Source organism: Bradyrhizobium sp. Rc3b, from assembly GCF_900114915.1.
Classification (GTDB): domain Bacteria; phylum Pseudomonadota; class Alphaproteobacteria; order Rhizobiales; family Xanthobacteraceae; genus Bradyrhizobium.
On the sequence record NZ_FOUS01000015.1, the window covers coordinates 83,592 to 102,105 of the forward strand.

Consider the following 18,514-nt stretch of genomic DNA (forward strand, 5'->3'; position numbering starts at 1 on the left):
CAATGAAAAAGACTGCCATACTTGCTACGTCCCTTGCCGCCGTTTTCGCCGCCACGCTGCTGACAACGCCCGCGCTTGCCGATGATTTTCCATCCGCCATTACGGTGAGCGGCGAAGCCAACATTTCCGCGGCGCCCGATCTGGCGCAGATCGACGCCGGCGTCGCCAACGACGCCAAGACGGCGAAGGAAGCGTCCGATGCCAACAACGCCGCGATGGGCAAGGTGCTGCTGGCGTTGAAGGGCGCCGGCATTGCCGAGAAGGATTACCAGACCTCGCGGCTGTCGCTGCAGCCGCAATACGGCCAGAACAAATCCACCGGCGCATCCCCGGTGGTCGGCTTCCGCGCTTCGAACCGCGTCACCGTGAAAATTCGCGACGTGACCAAGGTCGCCGGCATCATCGACACGCTGGTCAGCGCCGGCGCCAACGACATCGGCAACATCTCCTTCGAAGTGACGCAGGCGTCAAAACTGCTCGACGACGCGCGCGAGCAGGCGATCGTGGACGCCCGCCGCAAGGCGGAGATCTACGCCAAGGCCACCGGCGTGACGCTGGGCGCTCCGCTCAGCGTCACCGAGGGCGGCGGCCCGGTGCCGCTGTTCAAGGGGCGGATGGCAGCACCAATGGCCGCATCCCCGCAAGCCGCGGTTGCGCCCGGTGAGGAAACGCTGTCGGTGACGGTGAATGTGAGCTGGGCGATCAAGCAGGGGCAGTAGCCCCGTTCCTAAGAGGCACGTCGCCGCAACACCAATGGTGCAGTCCCTGCGAACGCGTTCGCAGGGACTTATCATGCATGCCCGTTAAGGGAGGTTCGCGGCGAGTCTTTCCGTTGATGAATCGGCCCATCGCCCAAGTTGCTGTATCCAGTATGTCGCTGAGCGAGGCGACCGATCACGCGTCCGGCGGCAGTGGATAGCATTGTTGCCTGATCAATCATTCGCGCTGATATCAGTAAAAAGGAAACCCGCCGGCGTCTTGGTAAAGACGAAGATGAGCTCGCCGCAGAAGACGAAGTAACTGTCGTTCTTATAATCGTCGCGATCGTAGACGGCCTTGCCGCGCTGGATACACGCGCGATTTTTCGCCGTGAACGAGGTCCGATAGGTCTTGGCGCCAAATTGCGCGGCGTCGCGAATTGCGTTGTCGTTCATGAACGGCAATCGTGTCATACCGGCGACGGCGACGGAATCGTTTGCCTTCAGCGCCGCGCGAAACTTCTCGATGAAGCCATCGAATTCCTTCTGCAAGGCAGGAGAAGCGACGGCGTTCTTCGCCCGGGCGACGGCTGGAGCAAGGTTCACAAGAGCGGTTGCGAGCACAATTCTCAGCAAAAATCCCACAGGCCAGTTCCATCCATCGATCAATCAAGGTCTTCCGACCAAAAGAAATCCATGGTGTTTTGTTGCGTCATGGGCTTTCTGGTTCAACCGCGCAGAGCCGTAGGCACTTGTCGCTATAGGAGCAAAGCGGACATTGCTTTCGTCGCATCACGCCGCCGGGTTTATGGGTACACGACCTAAATCTCCACCACCTGCCCCGGCTGCATCGCCACGAAGCGCTCCTGCGGAAGCTTCGCAGCATCCAGCGCCTCGACCAGCGCCTTGGCCGGCGCGTCGATCGCCTCATCCGTGAGCTGGAACGTACCGTGATGATGCCCGAGCGCGGCCTCGGCGCCGCAATCGCGTAGCGCCTTCACCGCGTCCTCCGGATTCATATGCTGGTCGCGCATGAACCAGCGCGGCTCGTAGGCGCCGATGGGGAGGATCGCCAGACGCAGCTTGCCGTGCTTCTCGGCGACGCGGCGGAAATGCCGGCCATCGCCATAGCCGGAATCGCAGACGACGTAGATTTTCCCCGCAGGCGTCTCCAGCACAAAACTCGCCCATAGCGCCTTGTTGCGATCGAACATGCCGCGCGCCGTCCAATGCCGGGTCGGCACCAAATGCACGGCGATGCCGCCGCCGAGCTCGACGCGGTCGTGCCAGTCGAAGGCTTCCACCTTGATCGTGGAATCCCAGCTGCGCATCGTCACGTCGTTGCCGAGCGGGGTGACCACGCGCGGGGCAAAATTCTTGGTGAGCCGCGACAGCGTCGCGATGTCGAGATGATCGTAATGGCCGTGCGAGACCAGCACGACGTCGATCTTCGGCAGCTTCTCGAAGGCGATGCCGGGATCGTTGTGCCGCTTCGGCCCGGCCCAGGCGACCGGCGAAACCCGCGTCGACCAGACGGGGTCGACCAGGATGTTGAGGCCGCCGGTCTGGATCAGCCAGCTGGCATGCCCGACGAAGGAGAGCCGCACCTTGTCGCCGTCGACGCGGGCTGGCGGCGTGTCGGCATGGGGGCTGGGCGCCCAGTCGGGCCAGGTGGCGCGCTGCCGCTTGCCGCCGAGCTGCCAGCGCAGCACCTCCCGAAGCGATTTCGGCGGCGCGCCGTCCGGATCGAAGAAGTTCAGACCGTCGAAATGGTCGGAGGCGGGACCGTCGTAGGTTTTCATGCGGGACATCCAGAGGGACGGGACACCGACCAGGGCGCCGGCCCCGGCAAGCAGTCCGAACAGGCGGCGGCGGGTGATCGGCACGGCGGGCTTCAGGAGTGGTGGCGGAGGTAAGTCATCACCTTCTATATGGGCGGGGCAAAAGGAAAAGGAACCGGCAGTCGAAAGCGACATATTTTCAGGATGTTACCTTGGCAGAGACATTCCGGCACCCCAACTTTCCTTGACTTTTGGGCGGGAGCGGCGTTTAACCCCGCCACTTTCTCGGAAAGGCTTTCTTTTCGACCCGCCGACTGGTCCTCGAGGCCAGAGGTCAACGCCCGACAGCGCTGTGCGCCCTCGGGCGTAAAGGTGTTTGGAAGATCGCTTGCCCAAGGAGGTGATCATCGCCCGACTTGATCGGGCGATCCAGTATCCCAGAGGCGGCTCGGCTGGAACCGAGGTGCCGCGGCGTACTGGATGCCCCGGTCAAGCCGGGGCATGACAGCAGTGAGTAACGGAGCGCTCTTCCCGTCGGGAAGACAGCAACAGGACAACGGCATTGTTCGACAATCTGTCGGAACGGCTTGGCGGAATTCTCGATCGTCTGACGGGGCGCGGTGCGCTGACCGAAAAGGACGTCGATGCCGCGATGCGCGAGGTGCGCCGCGCGCTGCTGGAGGCCGACGTCGCGCTGGAAGTGGTGCGCAGCTTCACCGAACGCGTGCGCGAGCAGGCGATCGGCGCCACCGTCGTCAAGTCGGTCACGCCCGGCCAGATGGTGGTCAAGATCGTCCATGACGAGCTGATCAACACGCTCGGCGCCGAAAGCCAGACCATCGACGTCAACTCCGTGCCGCCGGTGCCGATCATGATGGTCGGTCTGCAGGGCTCGGGTAAGACGACCACCACCGCAAAGCTCGCCCGCCGCCTGGTCCAGCGCGACAAGCGCAAGGTGCTGATGGCCTCGCTCGACGTCTATCGTCCGGCGGCGATGGAGCAGCTGGCCGTGCTCGGCCGCGACCTCGACATTCCGACCCTGCCGATCGTGGGGGGACAGCAGCCGCCGCAGATTGCCAAGCGCGCGCTGGAAGCCGGCAAGCTCGGCGGCTACGACATCGTGCTGCTCGACACCGCCGGCCGCACCACGCTCGACGAAGATATGATGGCGGAAGCAGCCGCGATCAAAGCCGCGGCCAATCCGCACGAAGTGCTGCTGGTCGCCGACAGCCTCACCGGTCAGGACGCCGTAAATCTCGCGCGCGCGTTCGATCAGCGCGTCGGCCTCACCGGCATCGTGCTGACACGAGTTGACGGCGACGGCCGCGGCGGTGCTGCGCTGTCGATGCGCGCGGTCACCGGCAAGCCGATCAAGCTGATCGGCACCGGTGAAAAGACCGACGCGCTGGAAGACTTCCATCCCGACCGTATCGCCGGCCGCATCCTCGGCATGGGCGACGTGGTGTCGCTGGTCGAGCGCGCTGCCGCCAATATCGACGCCGAGAAGGCCGCGCGCACCGCCGAGCGCATGCGCAAGGGTCAGTTCGACCTCAACGACATGCGCGAGCAACTGCTGCAGATGGCCAATATGGGCGGCATCAGCGGCCTGATGGGCATGATGCCCGGTATCGCCAAGATGAAGAACCAGATCGCGGCCGCGGGGATCGACGACAAGATCCTGAAGCGCCAGGTCGCGGTGATCGATTCCATGACGCGCGACGAGCGCCGTCATCCCGATTTGCTCAAGGCCAGCCGCAAGAAGCGCATCGCTGCAGGGTCCGGCCAGAGCGTCGAGCAGGTCAACAAGCTGCTCAAGATGCACCGGAACATGGCCGACGTGATGAAGGCCATGGGCTCGGGCAAGCGCGGCCCGCTCGCCGGCATCGCGCAGGCCATGGGCTTTGGCGGCGGCATGAAGCCGCCCTCGCCGGAAGAGATGAAGGCGCTGCAGGAGAAGATGCAGAGCGGCGGCGGACAGGGCTTGCCCAATTTGCCGAAGGATCTGCCGGCCGGCTTGCGGCAGGGCCTGCCGAATGTGCCCGGCCTCACGGGCCTCAGCGGCAAGCCGATGCTGCCGGGCCTCGGCGGTTTCCCCGGCAAGAAGAAATGAGGAATTCGTCGCACGGGATCGATAAGCGTCCCGCGCAACGCGGAATACCAATCAACCGAACAAACCGTATTTTGAAGGAGAACTGAATGTCCGTCGTTATCCGCCTCGCTCGCGCAGGCACCAAGAAGCGTCCCGTCTATCACGTCGTCGTCGCCGACTCGCGCTTCCCGCGCGATGGTCGCTTCATCGAGCGTCTCGGCTATTTCAACCCGCTGCTGCCGAAGGACAACGAGACCCGTCTGAAGCTCGACATGGACAAGGTGAAGGCCTGGCTCGCCAAGGGCGCGCAGCCGTCCGATCGCGTGGCGCGTTTCCTCGACGCTGCCGGCGTCAAGAAGCGCGAAGCGCGCAACAACCCCGAGAAGGCCGTGCCGCGCAAGGAGCGCAAGGCGCAGGCCGAAGCCGCCGCGAAGGGCTAAGGCTAGAACATGTCGGCGCTGGTCTGCGTCGCGCGGATCGGCGCCGCGCATGGTGTGCGCGGTGCGGTCAAACTGTGGACCTTCACCGAGGATCCCTTTGCCGTCAGGCGCTACGGTCCGCTGCTGTCCAAGGACGGCAAGCGCCAGTTCGAGGTCGCAACGGCGCGCGAGGCCAAAGATCATCTGGTCGCAACGTTCAAGGGCGTCACGACCCGCGATGAGGCCGAGCGCCTCAACGGCATCGAGCTCTACGTCGCGCGCGAAAAACTGCCCGCGACAGATGCGGACGAATATTACCACACCGATCTGATCGGGCTCGCCGCCGTCACCACGGACGGCGACGCGCTCGGCCGCGTGCTCGCGATCCACAATTTCGGCGCCGGCGACATCATCGAAATCGCGCCCCCAAAAGGCACGACGATGCTGCTGCCGTTCACGAACGCCGTGGTGCCGGAGGTCGATCTCGAAGGCGGCCGCGTCGTGATCGCGCTGCCACAGGAGATCGAGGGCGACGACGCTCCCTCGGCGGGTCCCCGCGAACGCGGGGACCCATAACCACGGGCCGTGGTTTTTGGCTAAGCTGATTGCGATGGCAAACCCCTCACCCTGGCGCGCGACGGTGCTGACGCTGTTTCCGGAGATGTTTCCGGGGCCGCTCGGCGTGAGCCTTGCCGGCCGGGCGCTGGCCTCGGGGCTCTGGGAGATTGAGGCGCGGGACATAAGGGCGTCCGCCACCGACCGCCATCGCAGCGTCGACGACACCCCGGCCGGTGGTGGGCCGGGCATGGTACTGCGGGCGGATGTTCTGGCGGCAGCCATCGATGCCGCCGAGATCGCCCCCGAGCGGCCGCGCCTGCTGATGAGCCCGCGCGGTCGACCATTGACCCAGGCCCGGGTTGCCGAACTCGCCGGGGGCCCCGGCCCCCTGATCGTCTGCGGGCGGTTCGAGGGGATCGACCAGCGGGTGATCGACGGGCGGGGCCTGGAGGAGGTCTCCATCGGGGATTACGTGCTGTCCGGGGGCGAAATCGCAGCTTTAGCCCTGATCGATGCCTGCGTCCGGCTGCTGCCGGGCGTGATGGGCAAGGAGGCCTCGGGAACCGAGGAAAGCTTCTCCGATGGCCTTTTAGAGTACCCCCAATACACCCGTCCGCAGCTGTTCGAGGGGGCCCCGATCCCGGAGATCCTGACCTCCGGCGACCATGCCAAGGTTGCAAGCTGGCGGCGGGCCCAATCCGAGGCCCTGACGGCGGCCCGGCGGCCCGATTTATGGGCCCAGATCCCACCCAAGCCGGCGAATCGGGCCGGTCGCCAAAAAACGCCAAAAAACAAGACAGACGGGTGACAAACGCTCCGGCTTGCCTTATAGGAGCGGCCAAATCCGCAATGGCTGGATAGACGAATTTTGCGCAGCCCCCCGTTTCCAGGGCTGGGCGCGCCGATGGAGATTTACCCATGAACCTGATCAAGCAGCTCGAGCAAGAGCAATTCGACAAGCTGTCCGCCGGCAAGGACATTCCGGAATTCGGTCCCGGCGACACCGTGATCGTCAACGTGAAGGTGGTCGAAGGTGACCGTACCCGCGTGCAGGCTTATGAAGGCGTCTGCATCGGCCGTTCCGGCGGTGGCCTCAACGAGAGCTTCACCGTCCGCAAGATCTCCTATGGCGAGGGCGTGGAGCGCGTGTTCCCGGTGATGTCGCCGATGATCGACTCGATCAAGGTGGTGCGTCGCGGCAAGGTGCGTCGCGCCAAGCTCTATTACCTCCGCAACCTTCGCGGCAAGTCGGCCCGCATCGTCGAGAAGCAGGATCGCCAGACCGCGGTCGGCGAGTAAGCTCCGCCCCACCGGGCAAGTTTTCAAAAGCGCGGAGCTCGGCTCCGCGCTTTTTTGTTGCGTCAGCCGTGCGCGTCAAACCACTCGCGCTTCCAATTCGGCCTGCTATATATTCTTGGAATGTTTCCAGATCCGACCAGCCTCGCCCCCGTCAAGCGCATCGTCATCGACGATCGCTCGCGGCTGCCTGGCCGGTTCTTCGGACGCTTCGCGACCTCGGCAACGTCAGAGCTTACGCGCGCAGCCTAAAAGCTGCGCTGACGATTTTGTTGCCGGCGCGCCGCGCGCGCCTATCCGCTGACACAACATTCTTTCGGAGCTCAAGCTCATGTCCAAGCCGACCACATTGTACGACAAGATCTGGAACGACCACCTGGTGCACGAGGCCGAGGACGGCACCTGCCTGCTCTATATCGATCGCCATCTGGTGCACGAGGTGACCTCGCCGCAGGCGTTCGAAGGCCTGCGCGCGACGGGGCGCAAGGTTCACGCGCCGGAAAAGACGCTCGCCGTCGTCGACCACAACGTGCCGACCACCGATCGCACCAAGCCGAATCCCGATCCTGAAAGCATCGAGCAGATCAAGGCGCTGGCCGAGAACGCCAAGGAATTCGGCATCGAATATTACAACGAGTTCGACAAGCGCCAGGGCGTCGTCCACGTCATCGGCCCCGAGCAGGGCTTTACCCTGCCCGGCACCACCATCGTCTGCGGTGACAGCCACACCTCGACGCATGGCGCGTTCGGCGCGCTCGCGCACGGCATCGGCACGAGCGAGGTCGAGCATGTTCTGGCGACGCAGACGCTGATCCAGAAGAAGGCCAAGAACATGCGCGTCACCGTCGACGGCAAATTGCCTGACGGCGTGACGGGCAAGGACATCATCCTCGCCATCATCGGCGAGATCGGCACCGCGGGCGGCACCGGCTACGTGCTGGAATACGCCGGCGACGCCATCAGCGCGCTCAGCATGGAAGGCCGCATGACGGTCTGCAACATGTCGATCGAAGGCGGCGCGCGCGCCGGCCTCGTTGCACCCGACCAGAAGGCGTTCGACTTCCTGCGCGGCCGCCCCAAAGCCCCGAAGGGCGCCGACTGGGACGCGGCGATGCGCTACTGGGAAAAACTGCGCTCCGACGAGGGCGCGCATTTCGACAACGAGCTGCGCCTCGATGCGGCCAAGCTGCCGCCGATCGTGACATGGGGCACTTCGCCTGAGGACGTCATCTCGGTGACCGGCATCGTGCCAGATCCCGACCAGATCGCGGACGAGGCCAAGCGCCTCTCCAAGCATCGCGCGCTGAAGTACATGGGCCTGACCGCGGGTACGAAGATCACCGACATCAAGGTCGACCGCATCTTCATCGGCTCCTGCACCAACGGCCGCATCGAAGATCTGCGCGCTGCTGCGAAGATCGCCGAAGGCAAGACCGTTTCGGCGCATGTCAACGCCATGGTCGTGCCGGGCTCCGGCATCGTCAAGGAGCAGGCGGAAGCCGAGGGTCTCGACAAGATCTTCATCAAGGCCGGCTTCGAATGGCGCGAGCCGGGCTGCTCGATGTGCCTTGCGATGAACCCGGACAAGCTGGCTCCGGAAGAGCGCTGCGCCTCGACCTCGAACCGCAATTTCGAGGGCCGCCAGGGCTTCAAGGGCCGCACCCATCTGGTGTCGCCGGCGATGGCGGCAGCGGCGGCGATCGCGGGTCACTTCGTCGACGTCAGGGACTGGCGCTAAGCCACTGCCTGCAATTGTAGCTATCGCGGCAAACAGCCGTTAAACGATCGCCTGACACTCTCGTCCTCGCGAGGTTTTCGCGAGGACGCGCGCCATGGCCAACAAGCCCGAATATGTCGACCTGATCAGCGACGCCACGCGCCAGCACCGCCGGCGCGCGCCGCGCTTGCACATCGTCGCCAAGCCCGAGGTCAAGGAGACCTCGAAGCTCAGCCGCTGGCCGCCTGCGATGTTCAAGCAGTGGAAGCTCGATAATCTGATGCGGTGGAAAGCTTCGTCGTGGAAGCTGAAGGATTGGCTGTAGCCCCCGGACGAGCAAAGGGCGCCACTGAGGCGCCCTTTTCACGTCGATCGTGCTTACCAATAGTACCTGTACGGATGGTGCCAGCGATGCCAACGGCAGATCCGGCGCGGGCCGTAATAGGTCCAGATGACCCGGCAGCGGCGCGGATAATGGTAATAGGGATAATAGCCGCCGACATAATAGCGCCGGTGGAAGTGGCGATGGCCGAAATGGGGACGATAGCCCCAGTGGCGGTGATAGCCGCCATAATGACGGAATCCGCCGTAGCGAATGCCGCCGCCGTGGAAGGCCGGCCCGGCGCGGAAGCCGCCGCCATGAAAGCCGCCGCCGCGGAAACCGCCGAAATGTCCGCCGCCACCGCGGAAGCCACCGCCGCCGTGAAAATGTCCGCCACCACCATGCCCACCGCCGCCGTGCCGGACCTGCGTGACGAGGTCGTCGGCCGCAGCTTTCGTCGCAGGTGACGTCGCCGGATTGATCAAGGTGAGCGCTTCAGCACGATGCGCGCTCCCGGCCGACAGCATCAGCGTCGCCGCAGCCGCAATCCCGAGCAGGCGCATCGGGCCTGCCCGGAGACCCAAACTCCTCAGCATGGACTTCTCCCTGAATCTGGACAGCGGAGCAGCGTTGCTCGTTCCCGGCCCGCGTCATCCCTGTTCAATTGCAGTCGCTCGCGGGGTTAAATTGCTAACAGCGATGTGAACGCGCCATGAATGAACGAGGCGGGCGCCTCGCTGCGGCGCTGTGCCGCTACGGGAAGGAAGTCTTGAGATGACCGTCTACGCGATTGCACAATTGAAGATGACCGACCGCGCAGCCTACGATCGCTATCAGGCGCGGTTCTTCGATGTGTTCAAGAAGTACAATGGGCGCCTGCTCGCTGCCGATGAGCGACCGCGCGTGCTCGAAGGGGCGTGGCCGCACGACAAGCTGGTCATGATGTCGTTTCCGGACGAGGCCGCCTTCCTCGCCTTCTCGAACTCACCCGACTACGAGGAGATTTCGCGCGACCGCAAGGCGGGCGCGCAGGCGACCGTGTTACTGGTCAAGGGATTTGCGCCCGCCGGCTAGGACGTCACCAGAACGGCCCGTAGCCGAACACGAAGGGCGCGGGCACGCCGTAGGGATAAGGACGGTAGTGGACCGGCCGCGCGTAATAGCGGGGATCATGGCGCACGACGGGGCGCGCAATATGTTGGGTCCGCGCGGGTCGCCGCACATCGAAAACCGCGATCCCGGCCGAGGCCTCCGGCACCGTCGTCCTTGGCGCCGCGGACGCGCCGGGCAGGCCGACGGCAAGCGCGATGGCGACGGCCAATGCAAACCATCTCGCCATGACGATCCCTTGGGGCATCAGCCGGGGCGCCAGTAGCAGCTCATGCGCGGCACGATCACCGTGCCGCTGGGCCGGAATTCCTGCACATAGGTCGCGTTGCATTCGCGGACCGCATTGGGACCCGGATTGTAGCGCGGATAGACGCCGTCAGGGCTGTAATAGGGCGTGACTCGCAAACGCGGCGGTCGCTTGCGTGGCGGCGGGGCATCAGGCGGGGCTGCCTGGGCGAGGCGAATCTCGGAGCCGGCGGTCTGGGCCTCGGCGCCAACGCAAAATGGCGAAAACAACCCCATGCACAGTAGCGTCAGCGCTGTTTTCGCTCGCATTTTTCCGCCCACCTGAAACGTCCCGTTCGAGGCCCACGCTCCCTGTTTTGGCGGCGCCCGTCAACCTCGCCGCGCTTTATAAAGCGGGATGCATCAGCGGGAAACCCGCGCTGGAGCCCGTTTCAATGGAATTGAAACCGGCTCCAGATTCTTACTTTGACGCGTTTTCTTCACGCGAACCGGTATCCACTTCGCTCGAAAACGCTTTAGAACAACCCCATGTGGACGGAATTGAAAGCGCCCTCGCTGGCCGAGATGGAAGCGACGGCACACGACATCTTCGAGCGCCTGCCGGCGGAATTTCGTAGCCTGTGCGAGGGCGTGATCCTCCGCGTCGACGACTTCCCGACCGAGGAGGTCCTGGACGAGATGGAATGCGAGAGCGAGTTCGACCTGCTCGGCCTGTTCCAGGGCGTCGGCCTACCGCAGCAGAGCCTTGGCGACGTGGCGCGGCTGCCCAACATGGTCTGGCTCTACCGCCGGCCGATCCTGGATTACTGGGCCGAGCACGACGAGAGCCTTGGCCATATCGTCCGCCACGTCCTGATCCACGAGATTGGCCACCATTTTGGCCTGTCGGACGACGATATGGCGGCGATTGAGGCTAAGGCGGAGTAGGAGGCGCCGGCGTGAGATGAGCCCCCTCCCCCGCTTGCGGGCCGCGACGAGCTTCCCTCGCGCTGAGAGGGCTGGGGAGAGGGTCTCTCCGCAGCGGGACAGTCCCCTAGAGGCGAGAGCCCCCACCCGCCGCGCTTCGCGCGTCGACCTCCCCGCAAGCGGGAGAGGTGAAGTCCCGACGCCGCACCAGCTCTGCCTCAAACCAGCCAAGCAGACGAGACCTGCCGAATTCGGCCTAGGATTCAGGCCCCGGACACGATAAACACGCCTTCCCTGAACCACCCCGGGAAAGCGCAACCATGGACAAGTTCACCACGCTGGAAGGCGTCGCGGCGCCGCTGAAGATCATCAATGTCGACACCGACATGATCATTCCGAAGCAGTACCTCAAGACCATCAAGCGCACCGGCCTTGGCAAGGGACTCTTCTCCGAGCAGCGCTACAAGGATGACGGCAGCGAGAATCCGGACTTCGTCCTCAACCAGTCCGCCTATCGCAATGCCAAGGTGCTGGTCGCCGGCGACAATTTCGGCTGCGGATCGAGCCGCGAGCATGCGCCCTGGGCGCTGCTCGACTTCGGCATCCGCTGCGTGATCTCGACCTCGTTCGGCGACATCTTCTACAACAACTGCTTCAAGAACGGCATTCTGCCGATCCGCGTCAGCCAGGAAGACCTCGACAAGCTGTTCGACGATGCCGAGCGCGGCGCCAACGCGACGCTGACGATCGACCTGCCGAACCAGGAGATCCGCGGCCCCGACGGCGGCAAGGTCAAGTTCGAGATCGATCCGTTCCGCAAGCACTGCCTGATCAACGGCCTCGACGACATCGGCCTGACGATGGAGAAGAAGTCCTCGATCGACACCTATGAGGACAAGCTCAAGCGCGAACGCGCCTGGGCCTGATCGTAGGATTTCATTCGAGCCCCGGTGCTGTCAGCGCCGGGGCTTTTTCTTTGTCCTGAATATTATAGCTTCCGCGCATGCTGCCCGACATCGTCACCTTCTGGCACGGCCCGATGGACGCCCTGCGCCAGACCTGTCTGCGCTCGCAGCTGGCGGCCGGCCACAAGGTCACGGTCTACAGCTTCGACACCATTCCCGGCCTGCCCGCCGGCGTCGCCAACGCGGATGCCGAAGCGATCCTGCCGCATGCGTTCTCCGAACGCTTGCGGCCACCGCAACCGGATGGAAGCTGGCGCGACTGGACCACGCTGCAGTTCAGCGATTTCTTCCGCATGAAGCTGATGGCGAAGAATCTCGGCCTCTGGCTCGATGCCGATGTGCTGCTCTTGAAGCCGGTCGAGATCGATCCGGCAAAGCCCTACTTCGCCTGGGAGCGGCCACGCCAGCTCGGCAATTCCGTGATCTACCTGCCGCCCGGGCACGGCATCGTTGCCGCCTTCGAGGAACTGATGGAGCAGGAGGAGCTGACGCCGAACTGGCTGTCGGTCCGCCATCGAATCACCTTCATGATGCGCCGCCTGCGCGGCGGCTCGAACCGCCTCTCCGATATCCGCGTCGCGATCTTCGGCCCCGCGGCACTCACCGCGCTCGCGCGCCGCACCGGTGAGTTGCAAAACGCGCTGCCGAAGCAATCGTTCTATGCCGTGCATGCGGAACCAAAACTGTTCTTCGATCCCTCGAGCTATCTCGGCCTCGTCACCAACCCCGAGATCATCGGCCTGCACATCTCGCCCAAGGGGCGCGGCGGCGAAAAGCCGATTCCGGGCAGCCTGTACGCCTGGGCGGCGGAGCGGTTTTCGTAGCCCTCTCGCGTGTCCCGGACGCGGTGCAGCGTGCAACGCTGCCCCGCAGAGCCGGGACCCAGCTACCTGTGGGCCCCGGCTCTGCAACGCACCGCTGAAGAAGCGCTGCGCCGCGTCCGGGGCACGAGAGCAATTTTCCCCGCTCGATCCAGTTTGATCCAGCGCAACGCGCCTCTGCATCATTGTGCTTAATTCGCTCCAATTCCGCTGTCCGAAGGGAGCTTTCCATGAGCACCGCAAGCAGGCCATATCCCATCGTCCAGGACCTCATCGACTCCTTTGCGAGCTGGCTGAAGCATCGCCGCGAGTTGAACGAGATGCGGCAGCTCGATCGCGCCGATTTCGACCGGATCGCGAGCGACTTGAGGATCGCGCCTGACGATCTCGAGGAACTGGTCCGCCACGGCAAGCATTCTGCCGACGAGCTGCCAATGATGCTGCAGCAACTCGGCATCAGCGCCGAAGGCCTCGGCCGCGCACAGCCGCTCCTTCTCCGCGACATGGAGCGGGTCTGCTCGCTCTGCAATAACAAGGGACAATGCGACCGCGATCTGGCCGACGGCACTGCCGCGGAGAACTATCACGGCTACTGCGGCAACGCCGCGACGCTGGAATCGCTCGATCGCGCCGATGTCGCGCCGCGGTGAGCGGCGCAGGAGATTCGCTCGCCGCACACTCATCAATCCCTACCTTGGATCGGCGGAAGGATGTCTGCTGTGCCGCTGATAGCGGGGTATGGCAGATCTCCCCAGAGATCCGCGCCGGGTCAGGGTTAAACTCGCGCGCAACCATCACTGGTCGATCAGCACGTGGTGCACCTCGCCGAGCGGCAAAAGATCGCGAATAGTATGATGTATGCAAGATTCCGTTTTCGCGAGGAGGATGCCGGCGAGGCCACCGCAATTATCCGTGCTTGATCTCGACGAATGGCTCTGTTTGGATAGTTTCGCTTCGGGCAATTCGTATTTCGGATAATCATGGCAAATGAAGTAGATCGATCCCGTCGTTCATTGGGTGCTCGTTCACAAGAAAGCATCGTGACCGTCCACCGCGCGGGCATCGGGAATCGGCTGCTGGCGGCGTTGCCGCCGGCGGATCTCGGCTTGCTCACGCCCTACTTCCAGAAGGTCTCGTTCGAACCCGATGCCGTCCTGGTGCGGTCGGGCGATGAGCTCGACCCGGTTTATTTTCCCCATAGCGGCGCAATCGCCTTCATGCTCGATATGCCGGACGGGCAAACTGTCGCAACCACCTTGATGGGACGGGAAGGCGCTTTGGCCTCGTTCTCCGTGCTCGGCCCGTCGCTTTCATCCGTGACCGCGGTTACTCGCATAGCCGGCACAGCATCGCTGATTTCCGCCGCCAAATTTCGCGCCGCCTTTGCGCAAAGCACAGCCATCAGGAACGTCGTGCAGGTCCACGCCCGCGCGGTGTTATTGCAGCTCCAGCACGTAGCCGCTTGCAACGCGCTGCACCGGGTGGATGGCCGCATGGCGCGGTGGCTCCTGCAGCTTCACGACCGCGTGCCCGACGACCGGCTTCCGGTGACGCAAGAGGCGCTTGCGCAACTGCTTGGGGTGCGACGGACGACAGTAACCCTGACGATGAGCAAGCTACGCGAGGCCGGCGCGGTCCCGTCCGACGGGCGCGGGTTTGTAGAGATCGATCGGGCGCGGCTCGAGAAGGTCGCATGCGATTGTTATAGGCTCATGCAGCGCAACATCGATCGGATGTATTGCGAGGAATTGGCCGCGCCGTCCTCTGCTCTTGGCGAACAGAAGATGGCGGTTTGTCGCGGAAAAGCGGGTATCGCTTATTCGAGTTGACGCTTCAGCCCTTGCTCATCGCGGCAATAGCATCCGCGATTGCGATCGTGCGCTGTGCCATGTCGGCGTGCAGCCGCTCCACCATCGCACCATCCAACCGGATCGCGCCGCGCGAGACGTTCTCCGGCAGCTCGAACGCCGCGATGATTTTTCGCGCGCGCGCGACCTCCTCCTCGGGCGGCGTGAAGATCGCGTTGCAGGCATCGATCTGCGAGGGATGGATCAGCGTCTTGCCGTCGAAGCCGAGATCGCGGCCCTGCGCGCATTCGGTGGCGAATCCATCGGAATTGGCGATGTCGCTGTAGGGGCCGTCGAGGATTTCGAGGCCGTGGGCGCGCGTCGCGAGGATGCAGTGCGTGATCATCGGGATCATCGCGGCGCGGCCGGGCAGCATCTTGATGCGCGTTTCGCGTGAGATGTCGTTCGGGCCGAACACAAAGCCGGAGAGACGCCGCGATCGATCGCGCCCCGCCTCGGCCAGCTCCTCCGCGTGCAGCACGGCGCGCGCGGTCTCGATCATGGCCCAGACCTTCACCGTCGGCGCCGCGCCAAGCTCGGTAAGACGGAGGCCGATCGTATCCAGATCTTCGACACTTGAAACTTTTGGAACCAGGATGCCGTCGGGCGAGGCCTTGGCGGCCATGGCGAGATCGTCGGCCCACCAGGGCGTGTCGAGACCGTTGGTCCGGATCAGGATCTCGCGCTTGCCAAAGCCCTTGGCTGCGATCGCGGCGGCGATCCCATCACGGGCCACCGCTTTGGCATCCGGCGCGACGGAATCTTCCAGATCCAGGATCAGGCCGTCGGCGGCGAGATTGCGCGCCTTTTCCAGCGCACGGGGGTTGGAGCCGGGCATGAACAGATGGCTGCGGCGCGGGCGGGTCATGCGAGCGTTCCTTCCGGTTTCCTCAAGCGGGCTCTTGATCGAAGCCGATAGCACCTGGCCTGCCTATTCGAAAGGCTTGTTCGCCCCTGCGGTCTATGATTAGGCATAGGTATGATGACATTCCCAGAGCATTTGCTGGAAGGCTACAGGGCCTTCGCCACCCAGCGGCTGCCGACCGAGCAGACCCGCTACCGCGACCTGTCGGTGAAGGGGCAATCGCCGGAAGTGATGGTGATTGGCTGCTGCGACAGCCGCGTCTCGCCGGAAGTGATCTTCGACGTCGGCCCGGGCGAATTGTTCGTGGTCCGCAACATCGCCAATCTGGTGCCCGTGTATCAGCCCGACGGCAACGCGCATGGCGTCTCGGCCGCGCTGGAATATGCGGTGACGGTGCTGAAGGTGAAGCACATCGTGGTGCTCGGCCACGCCCAATGCGGCGGCATCCGCGCCTTCGTCGACAAGATCGAGCCGCTCACGCCCGGCGACTTCATCGGCAAATGGATGCAGATGTTCATCAAGCCGGGTGAAGTGGTCGAGCAACGCGACCATGAGAGCATGGCGCAATTCGTCGAGCGCATCGAGAAGGCCGCGGTGTTCCGCAGCCTGGAAAACCTGATGACGTTCCCATTCGTGCAGAAGGCAGTCGACAGCGGCCAGATGCAGACCCACGGCGCCTATTTCGGCGTCGCGGAGGGATCGCTGTTCGTGCTGGACAAGGTTGCGAAGGAATTCAAGAACGCGCGGGGCGTGGCGTAGGCCACCGCTCTCGTAGGGTGGGCAAAGCGAAGCGTGCCCACCATCTGTCGCAATCGGAAAGAATGGTGGGCACGGCGCTTTGCGCCTTTGCCCACCCTACGGCAGCGTTGACGTGCCTTACGCCGCCTGCTTCTTCGCGCTGATCAGCTTGCGGTTGATCAGCACTTCCGCGATCTGGATCGCGTTGAGCGCGGCGCCCTTGCGGAGGTTGTCGGACACGCACCACAGCACGAGGCCGTTCTCAACCGTCGCGTCCTCGCGGATGCGGCTGATGTAAGTCGCGTCCTCGCCGGCCGCTTCATAGGGCGTCGCGTAGCCGCCGGGCTCCTGCTTGTCGATGACGAGACAGCCGGGCGCCCTGCGCAGGATGTCGCGCGCCTCATCCGCACTGATCGGATTCTCGAACTCGATGTTGACGGCCTCGGAGTGGCCGACGAACACCGGCACGCGCACGCAGGTGGCGGAGAGCTTGATCTTGGGATCAAGAATCTTCTTGGTCTCCGCCATCATCTTCCACTCTTCCTTGGTGTAGCCGTCCTCCATGAAGACGTCGATGTGGGGGATGACGTTGAAGGCGATGCGCTTGGGGAATTTCTTCGCGACCAGCTCGTCATTGGTGTAGACGGCCTTGGTCTGCGAGAACAGCTCGTCCATCCCGTCCTTGCCGGCGCCCGACACCGATTGATAGGTCGAGACCACGACGCGCTTGATGGTCGCCTTCTCGTGCAAGGGCTTGAGCGCGACCACGAGCTGCGCGGTCGAGCAGTTCGGGTTGGCGATGATGTTCTTCTTCTTGAAGCCTTCGGTCGCGCCTGCGTTCACCTCCGGCACGATCAGCGGCACGTCCGGATCCATGCGCCAGGCCGACGAGTTGTCGATCACGACGGCGCCGGCGGCGCCGATCTTCGGCGACCATTCCTTCGATACCTCGCCGCCGGCCGACATCAGGCAGATGTCGACGTCGGAGAAGTCGTAATGCTCGAGCGCCTTGCACTTCAGGGTGCGGTCGCCATAGGAGACCTCGACGCCGACGCTGCGGCGTGACGCCAGCGCCACGACCTCGTCCGCGGGGAATTTGCGCTCGTCGAGAATGTTGAGCATTTCCCGTCCGACATTGCCGGTCGCGCCGACGACTGCGACTTTGTAACCCATCGTTCACTCTCCGATGAAAAAGCCCGTTCCCGAAGCTGACGCTTAAACGGGAAGAGCAGCGCTTCTATGCGAGAACCGGCCTCAAGACAACGTTGGACCATGCCTTAGGGACGTGGATGCACTCGCCTGAGGCCAGCACGGCCGTTAGCCCTACCCAGATCCACCTGACTCTCTTGGCTATCGCCGACGAGGTCGTCGGCACGCTGGCGCATCTGGTCGCCTATGTGGGGGCGCTCGCGCTGTTTGCCATCCTCGCCCTCGCGGCGCTCGGCCAGCTCCCCGAGCTACGCGGCGATGATCCCGCAGACAAGCCGGGCTGGAGCACGGCCGATCGCTCGCACCCGGCCTTCGCCCTGAGCCGGATCGATTCATCAGAGAAAACAGCCTCTTACACCATCCTTCGGCATCCCGAAGGCGGCCGCAAAGACGTGATGCGCTGGGCGAGCGCGGCGGACCAGCCGGTGGCCGAGCTCGAAATCTATCGGGAAGGTGGCGAATTCGATGTGACCCGTCCTGTCGCGATGGACCTCGCCGTCCAGATGGGCCTCGGGGCGGCGACCCCGCTCGAGCAAGCCGGCCTGATCGAGACGAAATTCGGCCCCGTCGCACTGTTCCGGCCGATCGGCACGGACAAGGGGACGCCGGCCTGCCTCGGCTACCTCAAGCGCAACGAGGAGCCGGCCTTGCAGATCTCCGGCTTCTCCTGCCAGGGCGATACCCTGCCCGCCCGGCGCGCGGCGATCGCCTGCACGCTGAACCGGCTGACGCTGTTGACCTCCGGCAACGAGCCGAAGCTGGCGGAATTGTTCGCCCATGCCGAGCTGAAGCGCCGTGGTTGCGACCTCGCGGGCTCGCCGGACTGGCTGCTGGGCGCGGCCAACGCGCAATTGCGCGGGGCGCTTTGACCGGCATCAAGGTCAAGTGGCTGGTATTGATGCAACTTTTGCCGGCGCGCACGATTAT

At 64.2% G+C, this 18,514-nt stretch carries 23 protein-coding genes; 16 read left to right on the top strand and 7 right to left on the bottom strand.

The genetic code is table 11. From position 1 onward, the window contains the following. Positions 1 to 2: 2 nt before the first annotated feature. The gene (locus BM190_RS30740; protein ID WP_177237392.1) at positions 3 to 719 is read left to right on the top strand and encodes an SIMPL domain-containing protein; all 717 of its coding nucleotides are present in this window, start codon (positions 3 to 5) and stop codon (positions 717 to 719) included. Between the two features lie 213 nt (positions 720 to 932). On the opposite strand, the gene BM190_RS30745 is transcribed toward BM190_RS30740, so the two are convergent. Continuing rightward, a complete protein-coding gene (locus BM190_RS30745; protein ID WP_244550775.1) occupies positions 933 to 1,367 on the bottom strand; it encodes a hypothetical protein in 435 nt (144 codons plus the stop codon). Between the two features lie 152 nt (positions 1,368 to 1,519). Next, positions 1,520 to 2,584 carry an MBL fold metallo-hydrolase gene (locus BM190_RS30750; RefSeq protein WP_177237393.1) on the bottom strand — a complete coding sequence of 355 codons (1,065 nt, stop codon included), beginning with the start codon at positions 2,582 to 2,584 and terminating at the stop codon, positions 1,520 to 1,522. A 457-nt stretch (positions 2,585 to 3,041) separates the two neighbouring features. Here BM190_RS30750 and ffh point away from each other — a divergent pair, with 457 nt between their 5' ends. The 7 genes from ffh to BM190_RS30785 all read left to right on the top strand — a co-directional run bounded on the left by ffh (position 3,042) and on the right by BM190_RS30785 (position 8,883). Next, positions 3,042 to 4,589, top strand: coding sequence for a signal recognition particle protein (gene ffh / locus BM190_RS30755; RefSeq protein WP_092261445.1), 1,548 nt, complete (start codon positions 3,042 to 3,044; stop codon positions 4,587 to 4,589). Positions 4,590 to 4,675: 86 nt separating this feature from the next. Next, a complete protein-coding gene (gene rpsP / locus BM190_RS30760; RefSeq protein WP_008133080.1) occupies positions 4,676 to 5,008 on the top strand; it encodes a 30S ribosomal protein S16 in 333 nt (110 codons plus the stop codon). Between the two features lie 9 nt (positions 5,009 to 5,017). Then, positions 5,018 to 5,563, top strand: coding sequence for a ribosome maturation factor RimM (rimM, locus tag BM190_RS30765; protein WP_092261446.1), 546 nt, complete (start codon positions 5,018 to 5,020; stop codon positions 5,561 to 5,563). 34 nt (positions 5,564 to 5,597) lie between these two features. Further along, positions 5,598 to 6,353 carry a tRNA (guanosine(37)-N1)-methyltransferase TrmD gene (trmD, locus tag BM190_RS30770; RefSeq protein WP_092261447.1) on the top strand — a complete coding sequence of 252 codons (756 nt, stop codon included), beginning with the start codon at positions 5,598 to 5,600 and terminating at the stop codon, positions 6,351 to 6,353. 110 nt (positions 6,354 to 6,463) lie between these two features. Next, positions 6,464 to 6,844 carry a 50S ribosomal protein L19 gene (gene rplS, locus BM190_RS30775; protein ID WP_018318903.1) on the top strand — a complete coding sequence of 127 codons (381 nt, stop codon included), beginning with the start codon at positions 6,464 to 6,466 and terminating at the stop codon, positions 6,842 to 6,844. 328 nt (positions 6,845 to 7,172) lie between these two features. Next, complete coding sequence (gene leuC / locus BM190_RS30780) at positions 7,173 to 8,579, top strand: 3-isopropylmalate dehydratase large subunit (protein WP_092261448.1); 1,407 nt, start codon at positions 7,173 to 7,175, stop codon at positions 8,577 to 8,579. 94 nt (positions 8,580 to 8,673) lie between these two features. Further along, positions 8,674 to 8,883: a hypothetical protein gene (locus tag BM190_RS30785; RefSeq protein ID WP_092261449.1), complete on the top strand. Its 210-nt coding sequence runs from the start codon at positions 8,674 to 8,676 to the stop codon at positions 8,881 to 8,883. Between the two features lie 53 nt (positions 8,884 to 8,936). On the opposite strand, the gene BM190_RS30790 is transcribed toward BM190_RS30785, so the two are convergent. Continuing rightward, positions 8,937 to 9,476 (bottom strand): hypothetical protein, encoded by a 540-nt coding sequence (locus tag BM190_RS30790; protein WP_092261450.1) that lies wholly within the window; start codon positions 9,474 to 9,476, stop codon positions 8,937 to 8,939. Positions 9,477 to 9,654: 178 nt separating this feature from the next. On the opposite strand from BM190_RS30790, the gene BM190_RS30795 reads away from it, so the two are divergent. Next, positions 9,655 to 9,954: a DUF1330 domain-containing protein gene (locus BM190_RS30795; protein ID WP_018318908.1), complete on the top strand. Its 300-nt coding sequence runs from the start codon at positions 9,655 to 9,657 to the stop codon at positions 9,952 to 9,954. Positions 9,955 to 9,958: 4 nt separating this feature from the next. Here BM190_RS30795 and BM190_RS30800 read toward each other — a convergent pair whose 3' ends face one another. Both BM190_RS30800 and BM190_RS30805 read right to left on the bottom strand, forming a co-directional pair. Next, positions 9,959 to 10,219 (bottom strand): hypothetical protein, encoded by a 261-nt coding sequence (locus BM190_RS30800; RefSeq protein ID WP_177237394.1) that lies wholly within the window; start codon positions 10,217 to 10,219, stop codon positions 9,959 to 9,961. Between the two features lie 17 nt (positions 10,220 to 10,236). Next, the gene (locus tag BM190_RS30805; RefSeq protein ID WP_177237400.1) at positions 10,237 to 10,512 is read right to left on the bottom strand and encodes a hypothetical protein; all 276 of its coding nucleotides are present in this window, start codon (positions 10,510 to 10,512) and stop codon (positions 10,237 to 10,239) included. Between the two features lie 252 nt (positions 10,513 to 10,764). Between BM190_RS30805 and BM190_RS30810 the strand changes: the two genes are divergently transcribed. The 5 genes from BM190_RS30810 to BM190_RS30830 all read left to right on the top strand — a co-directional run bounded on the left by BM190_RS30810 (position 10,765) and on the right by BM190_RS30830 (position 14,757). Then, a complete protein-coding gene (locus BM190_RS30810) occupies positions 10,765 to 11,163 on the top strand; it encodes a metallopeptidase family protein (protein WP_092261453.1) in 399 nt (132 codons plus the stop codon). A 299-nt stretch (positions 11,164 to 11,462) separates the two neighbouring features. Continuing rightward, positions 11,463 to 12,068, top strand: coding sequence for a 3-isopropylmalate dehydratase small subunit (gene leuD / locus BM190_RS30815; RefSeq protein ID WP_092261454.1), 606 nt, complete (start codon positions 11,463 to 11,465; stop codon positions 12,066 to 12,068). A 77-nt stretch (positions 12,069 to 12,145) separates the two neighbouring features. Then, positions 12,146 to 12,931 carry a glycosyltransferase family 32 protein gene (locus BM190_RS30820; protein ID WP_092261455.1) on the top strand — a complete coding sequence of 262 codons (786 nt, stop codon included), beginning with the start codon at positions 12,146 to 12,148 and terminating at the stop codon, positions 12,929 to 12,931. 227 nt (positions 12,932 to 13,158) lie between these two features. Then, positions 13,159 to 13,578, top strand: a complete 420-nt coding sequence (locus BM190_RS30825; protein WP_091965007.1) for a hypothetical protein — start codon at positions 13,159 to 13,161, stop codon at positions 13,576 to 13,578. 330 nt (positions 13,579 to 13,908) lie between these two features. Then, positions 13,909 to 14,757 carry a Crp/Fnr family transcriptional regulator gene (locus BM190_RS30830; RefSeq protein ID WP_244550776.1) on the top strand — a complete coding sequence of 283 codons (849 nt, stop codon included), beginning with the start codon at positions 13,909 to 13,911 and terminating at the stop codon, positions 14,755 to 14,757. A 4-nt stretch (positions 14,758 to 14,761) separates the two neighbouring features. Here BM190_RS30830 and BM190_RS30835 read toward each other — a convergent pair whose 3' ends face one another. Beyond that, on the bottom strand, positions 14,762 to 15,643 hold the full coding sequence (locus BM190_RS30835) for an HpcH/HpaI aldolase/citrate lyase family protein (RefSeq protein ID WP_092261457.1): 882 nt from the start codon (positions 15,641 to 15,643) through the stop codon (positions 14,762 to 14,764). Positions 15,644 to 15,754: 111 nt separating this feature from the next. Between BM190_RS30835 and BM190_RS30840 the strand changes: the two genes are divergently transcribed. Further along, positions 15,755 to 16,399, top strand: coding sequence for a carbonic anhydrase (locus tag BM190_RS30840; protein ID WP_018318917.1), 645 nt, complete (start codon positions 15,755 to 15,757; stop codon positions 16,397 to 16,399). Positions 16,400 to 16,516: 117 nt separating this feature from the next. On the opposite strand, the gene BM190_RS30845 is transcribed toward BM190_RS30840, so the two are convergent. Next, the gene (locus tag BM190_RS30845; RefSeq protein WP_092261458.1) at positions 16,517 to 17,551 is read right to left on the bottom strand and encodes an aspartate-semialdehyde dehydrogenase; all 1,035 of its coding nucleotides are present in this window, start codon (positions 17,549 to 17,551) and stop codon (positions 16,517 to 16,519) included. A gap of 116 nt (positions 17,552 to 17,667) precedes the next feature. Between BM190_RS30845 and BM190_RS30850 the strand changes: the two genes are divergently transcribed. Further along, positions 17,668 to 18,456 carry a hypothetical protein gene (locus tag BM190_RS30850; protein WP_092261459.1) on the top strand — a complete coding sequence of 263 codons (789 nt, stop codon included), beginning with the start codon at positions 17,668 to 17,670 and terminating at the stop codon, positions 18,454 to 18,456. The last annotated feature ends 58 nt before the right edge of the window (positions 18,457 to 18,514 follow it).

Excerpts from the sequence above, each read along its gene's own strand:
- BM190_RS30740 (WP_177237392.1), top strand. The coding sequence starts at position 3 with ATGAAAAAGACTGCCATACTTGCTACGTCCCTTGCCGCCGTTTTCGCC.
- rpsP (WP_008133080.1), top strand. The coding sequence starts at position 4,676 with ATGTCCGTCGTTATCCGCCTCGCTCGCGCAGGCACCAAGAAGCGTCCC.
- rimM (WP_092261446.1), top strand. The coding sequence starts at position 5,018 with ATGTCGGCGCTGGTCTGCGTCGCGCGGATCGGCGCCGCGCATGGTGTG.
- trmD (WP_092261447.1), top strand. The coding sequence starts at position 5,598 with ATGGCAAACCCCTCACCCTGGCGCGCGACGGTGCTGACGCTGTTTCCG.
- rplS (WP_018318903.1), top strand. The coding sequence starts at position 6,464 with ATGAACCTGATCAAGCAGCTCGAGCAAGAGCAATTCGACAAGCTGTCC.
- leuC (WP_092261448.1), top strand. The coding sequence starts at position 7,173 with ATGTCCAAGCCGACCACATTGTACGACAAGATCTGGAACGACCACCTG.
- BM190_RS30785 (WP_092261449.1), top strand. The coding sequence starts at position 8,674 with ATGGCCAACAAGCCCGAATATGTCGACCTGATCAGCGACGCCACGCGC.
- BM190_RS30790 (WP_092261450.1), bottom strand. The coding sequence starts at position 9,476 with ATGCTGAGGAGTTTGGGTCTCCGGGCAGGCCCGATGCGCCTGCTCGGG.
- BM190_RS30795 (WP_018318908.1), top strand. The coding sequence starts at position 9,655 with ATGACCGTCTACGCGATTGCACAATTGAAGATGACCGACCGCGCAGCC.
- BM190_RS30800 (WP_177237394.1), bottom strand. The coding sequence starts at position 10,219 with ATGGCGAGATGGTTTGCATTGGCCGTCGCCATCGCGCTTGCCGTCGGC.
- BM190_RS30805 (WP_177237400.1), bottom strand. The coding sequence starts at position 10,512 with ATGGGGTTGTTTTCGCCATTTTGCGTTGGCGCCGAGGCCCAGACCGCC.
- BM190_RS30810 (WP_092261453.1), top strand. The coding sequence starts at position 10,765 with ATGTGGACGGAATTGAAAGCGCCCTCGCTGGCCGAGATGGAAGCGACG.
- leuD (WP_092261454.1), top strand. The coding sequence starts at position 11,463 with ATGGACAAGTTCACCACGCTGGAAGGCGTCGCGGCGCCGCTGAAGATC.
- BM190_RS30820 (WP_092261455.1), top strand. The coding sequence starts at position 12,146 with ATGCTGCCCGACATCGTCACCTTCTGGCACGGCCCGATGGACGCCCTG.
- BM190_RS30825 (WP_091965007.1), top strand. The coding sequence starts at position 13,159 with ATGAGCACCGCAAGCAGGCCATATCCCATCGTCCAGGACCTCATCGAC.
- BM190_RS30830 (WP_244550776.1), top strand. The coding sequence starts at position 13,909 with ATGGCAAATGAAGTAGATCGATCCCGTCGTTCATTGGGTGCTCGTTCA.
- BM190_RS30835 (WP_092261457.1), bottom strand. The coding sequence starts at position 15,643 with ATGACCCGCCCGCGCCGCAGCCATCTGTTCATGCCCGGCTCCAACCCC.
- BM190_RS30840 (WP_018318917.1), top strand. The coding sequence starts at position 15,755 with ATGATGACATTCCCAGAGCATTTGCTGGAAGGCTACAGGGCCTTCGCC.
- BM190_RS30845 (WP_092261458.1), bottom strand. The coding sequence starts at position 17,551 with ATGGGTTACAAAGTCGCAGTCGTCGGCGCGACCGGCAATGTCGGACGG.
- BM190_RS30850 (WP_092261459.1), top strand. The coding sequence starts at position 17,668 with ATGCACTCGCCTGAGGCCAGCACGGCCGTTAGCCCTACCCAGATCCAC.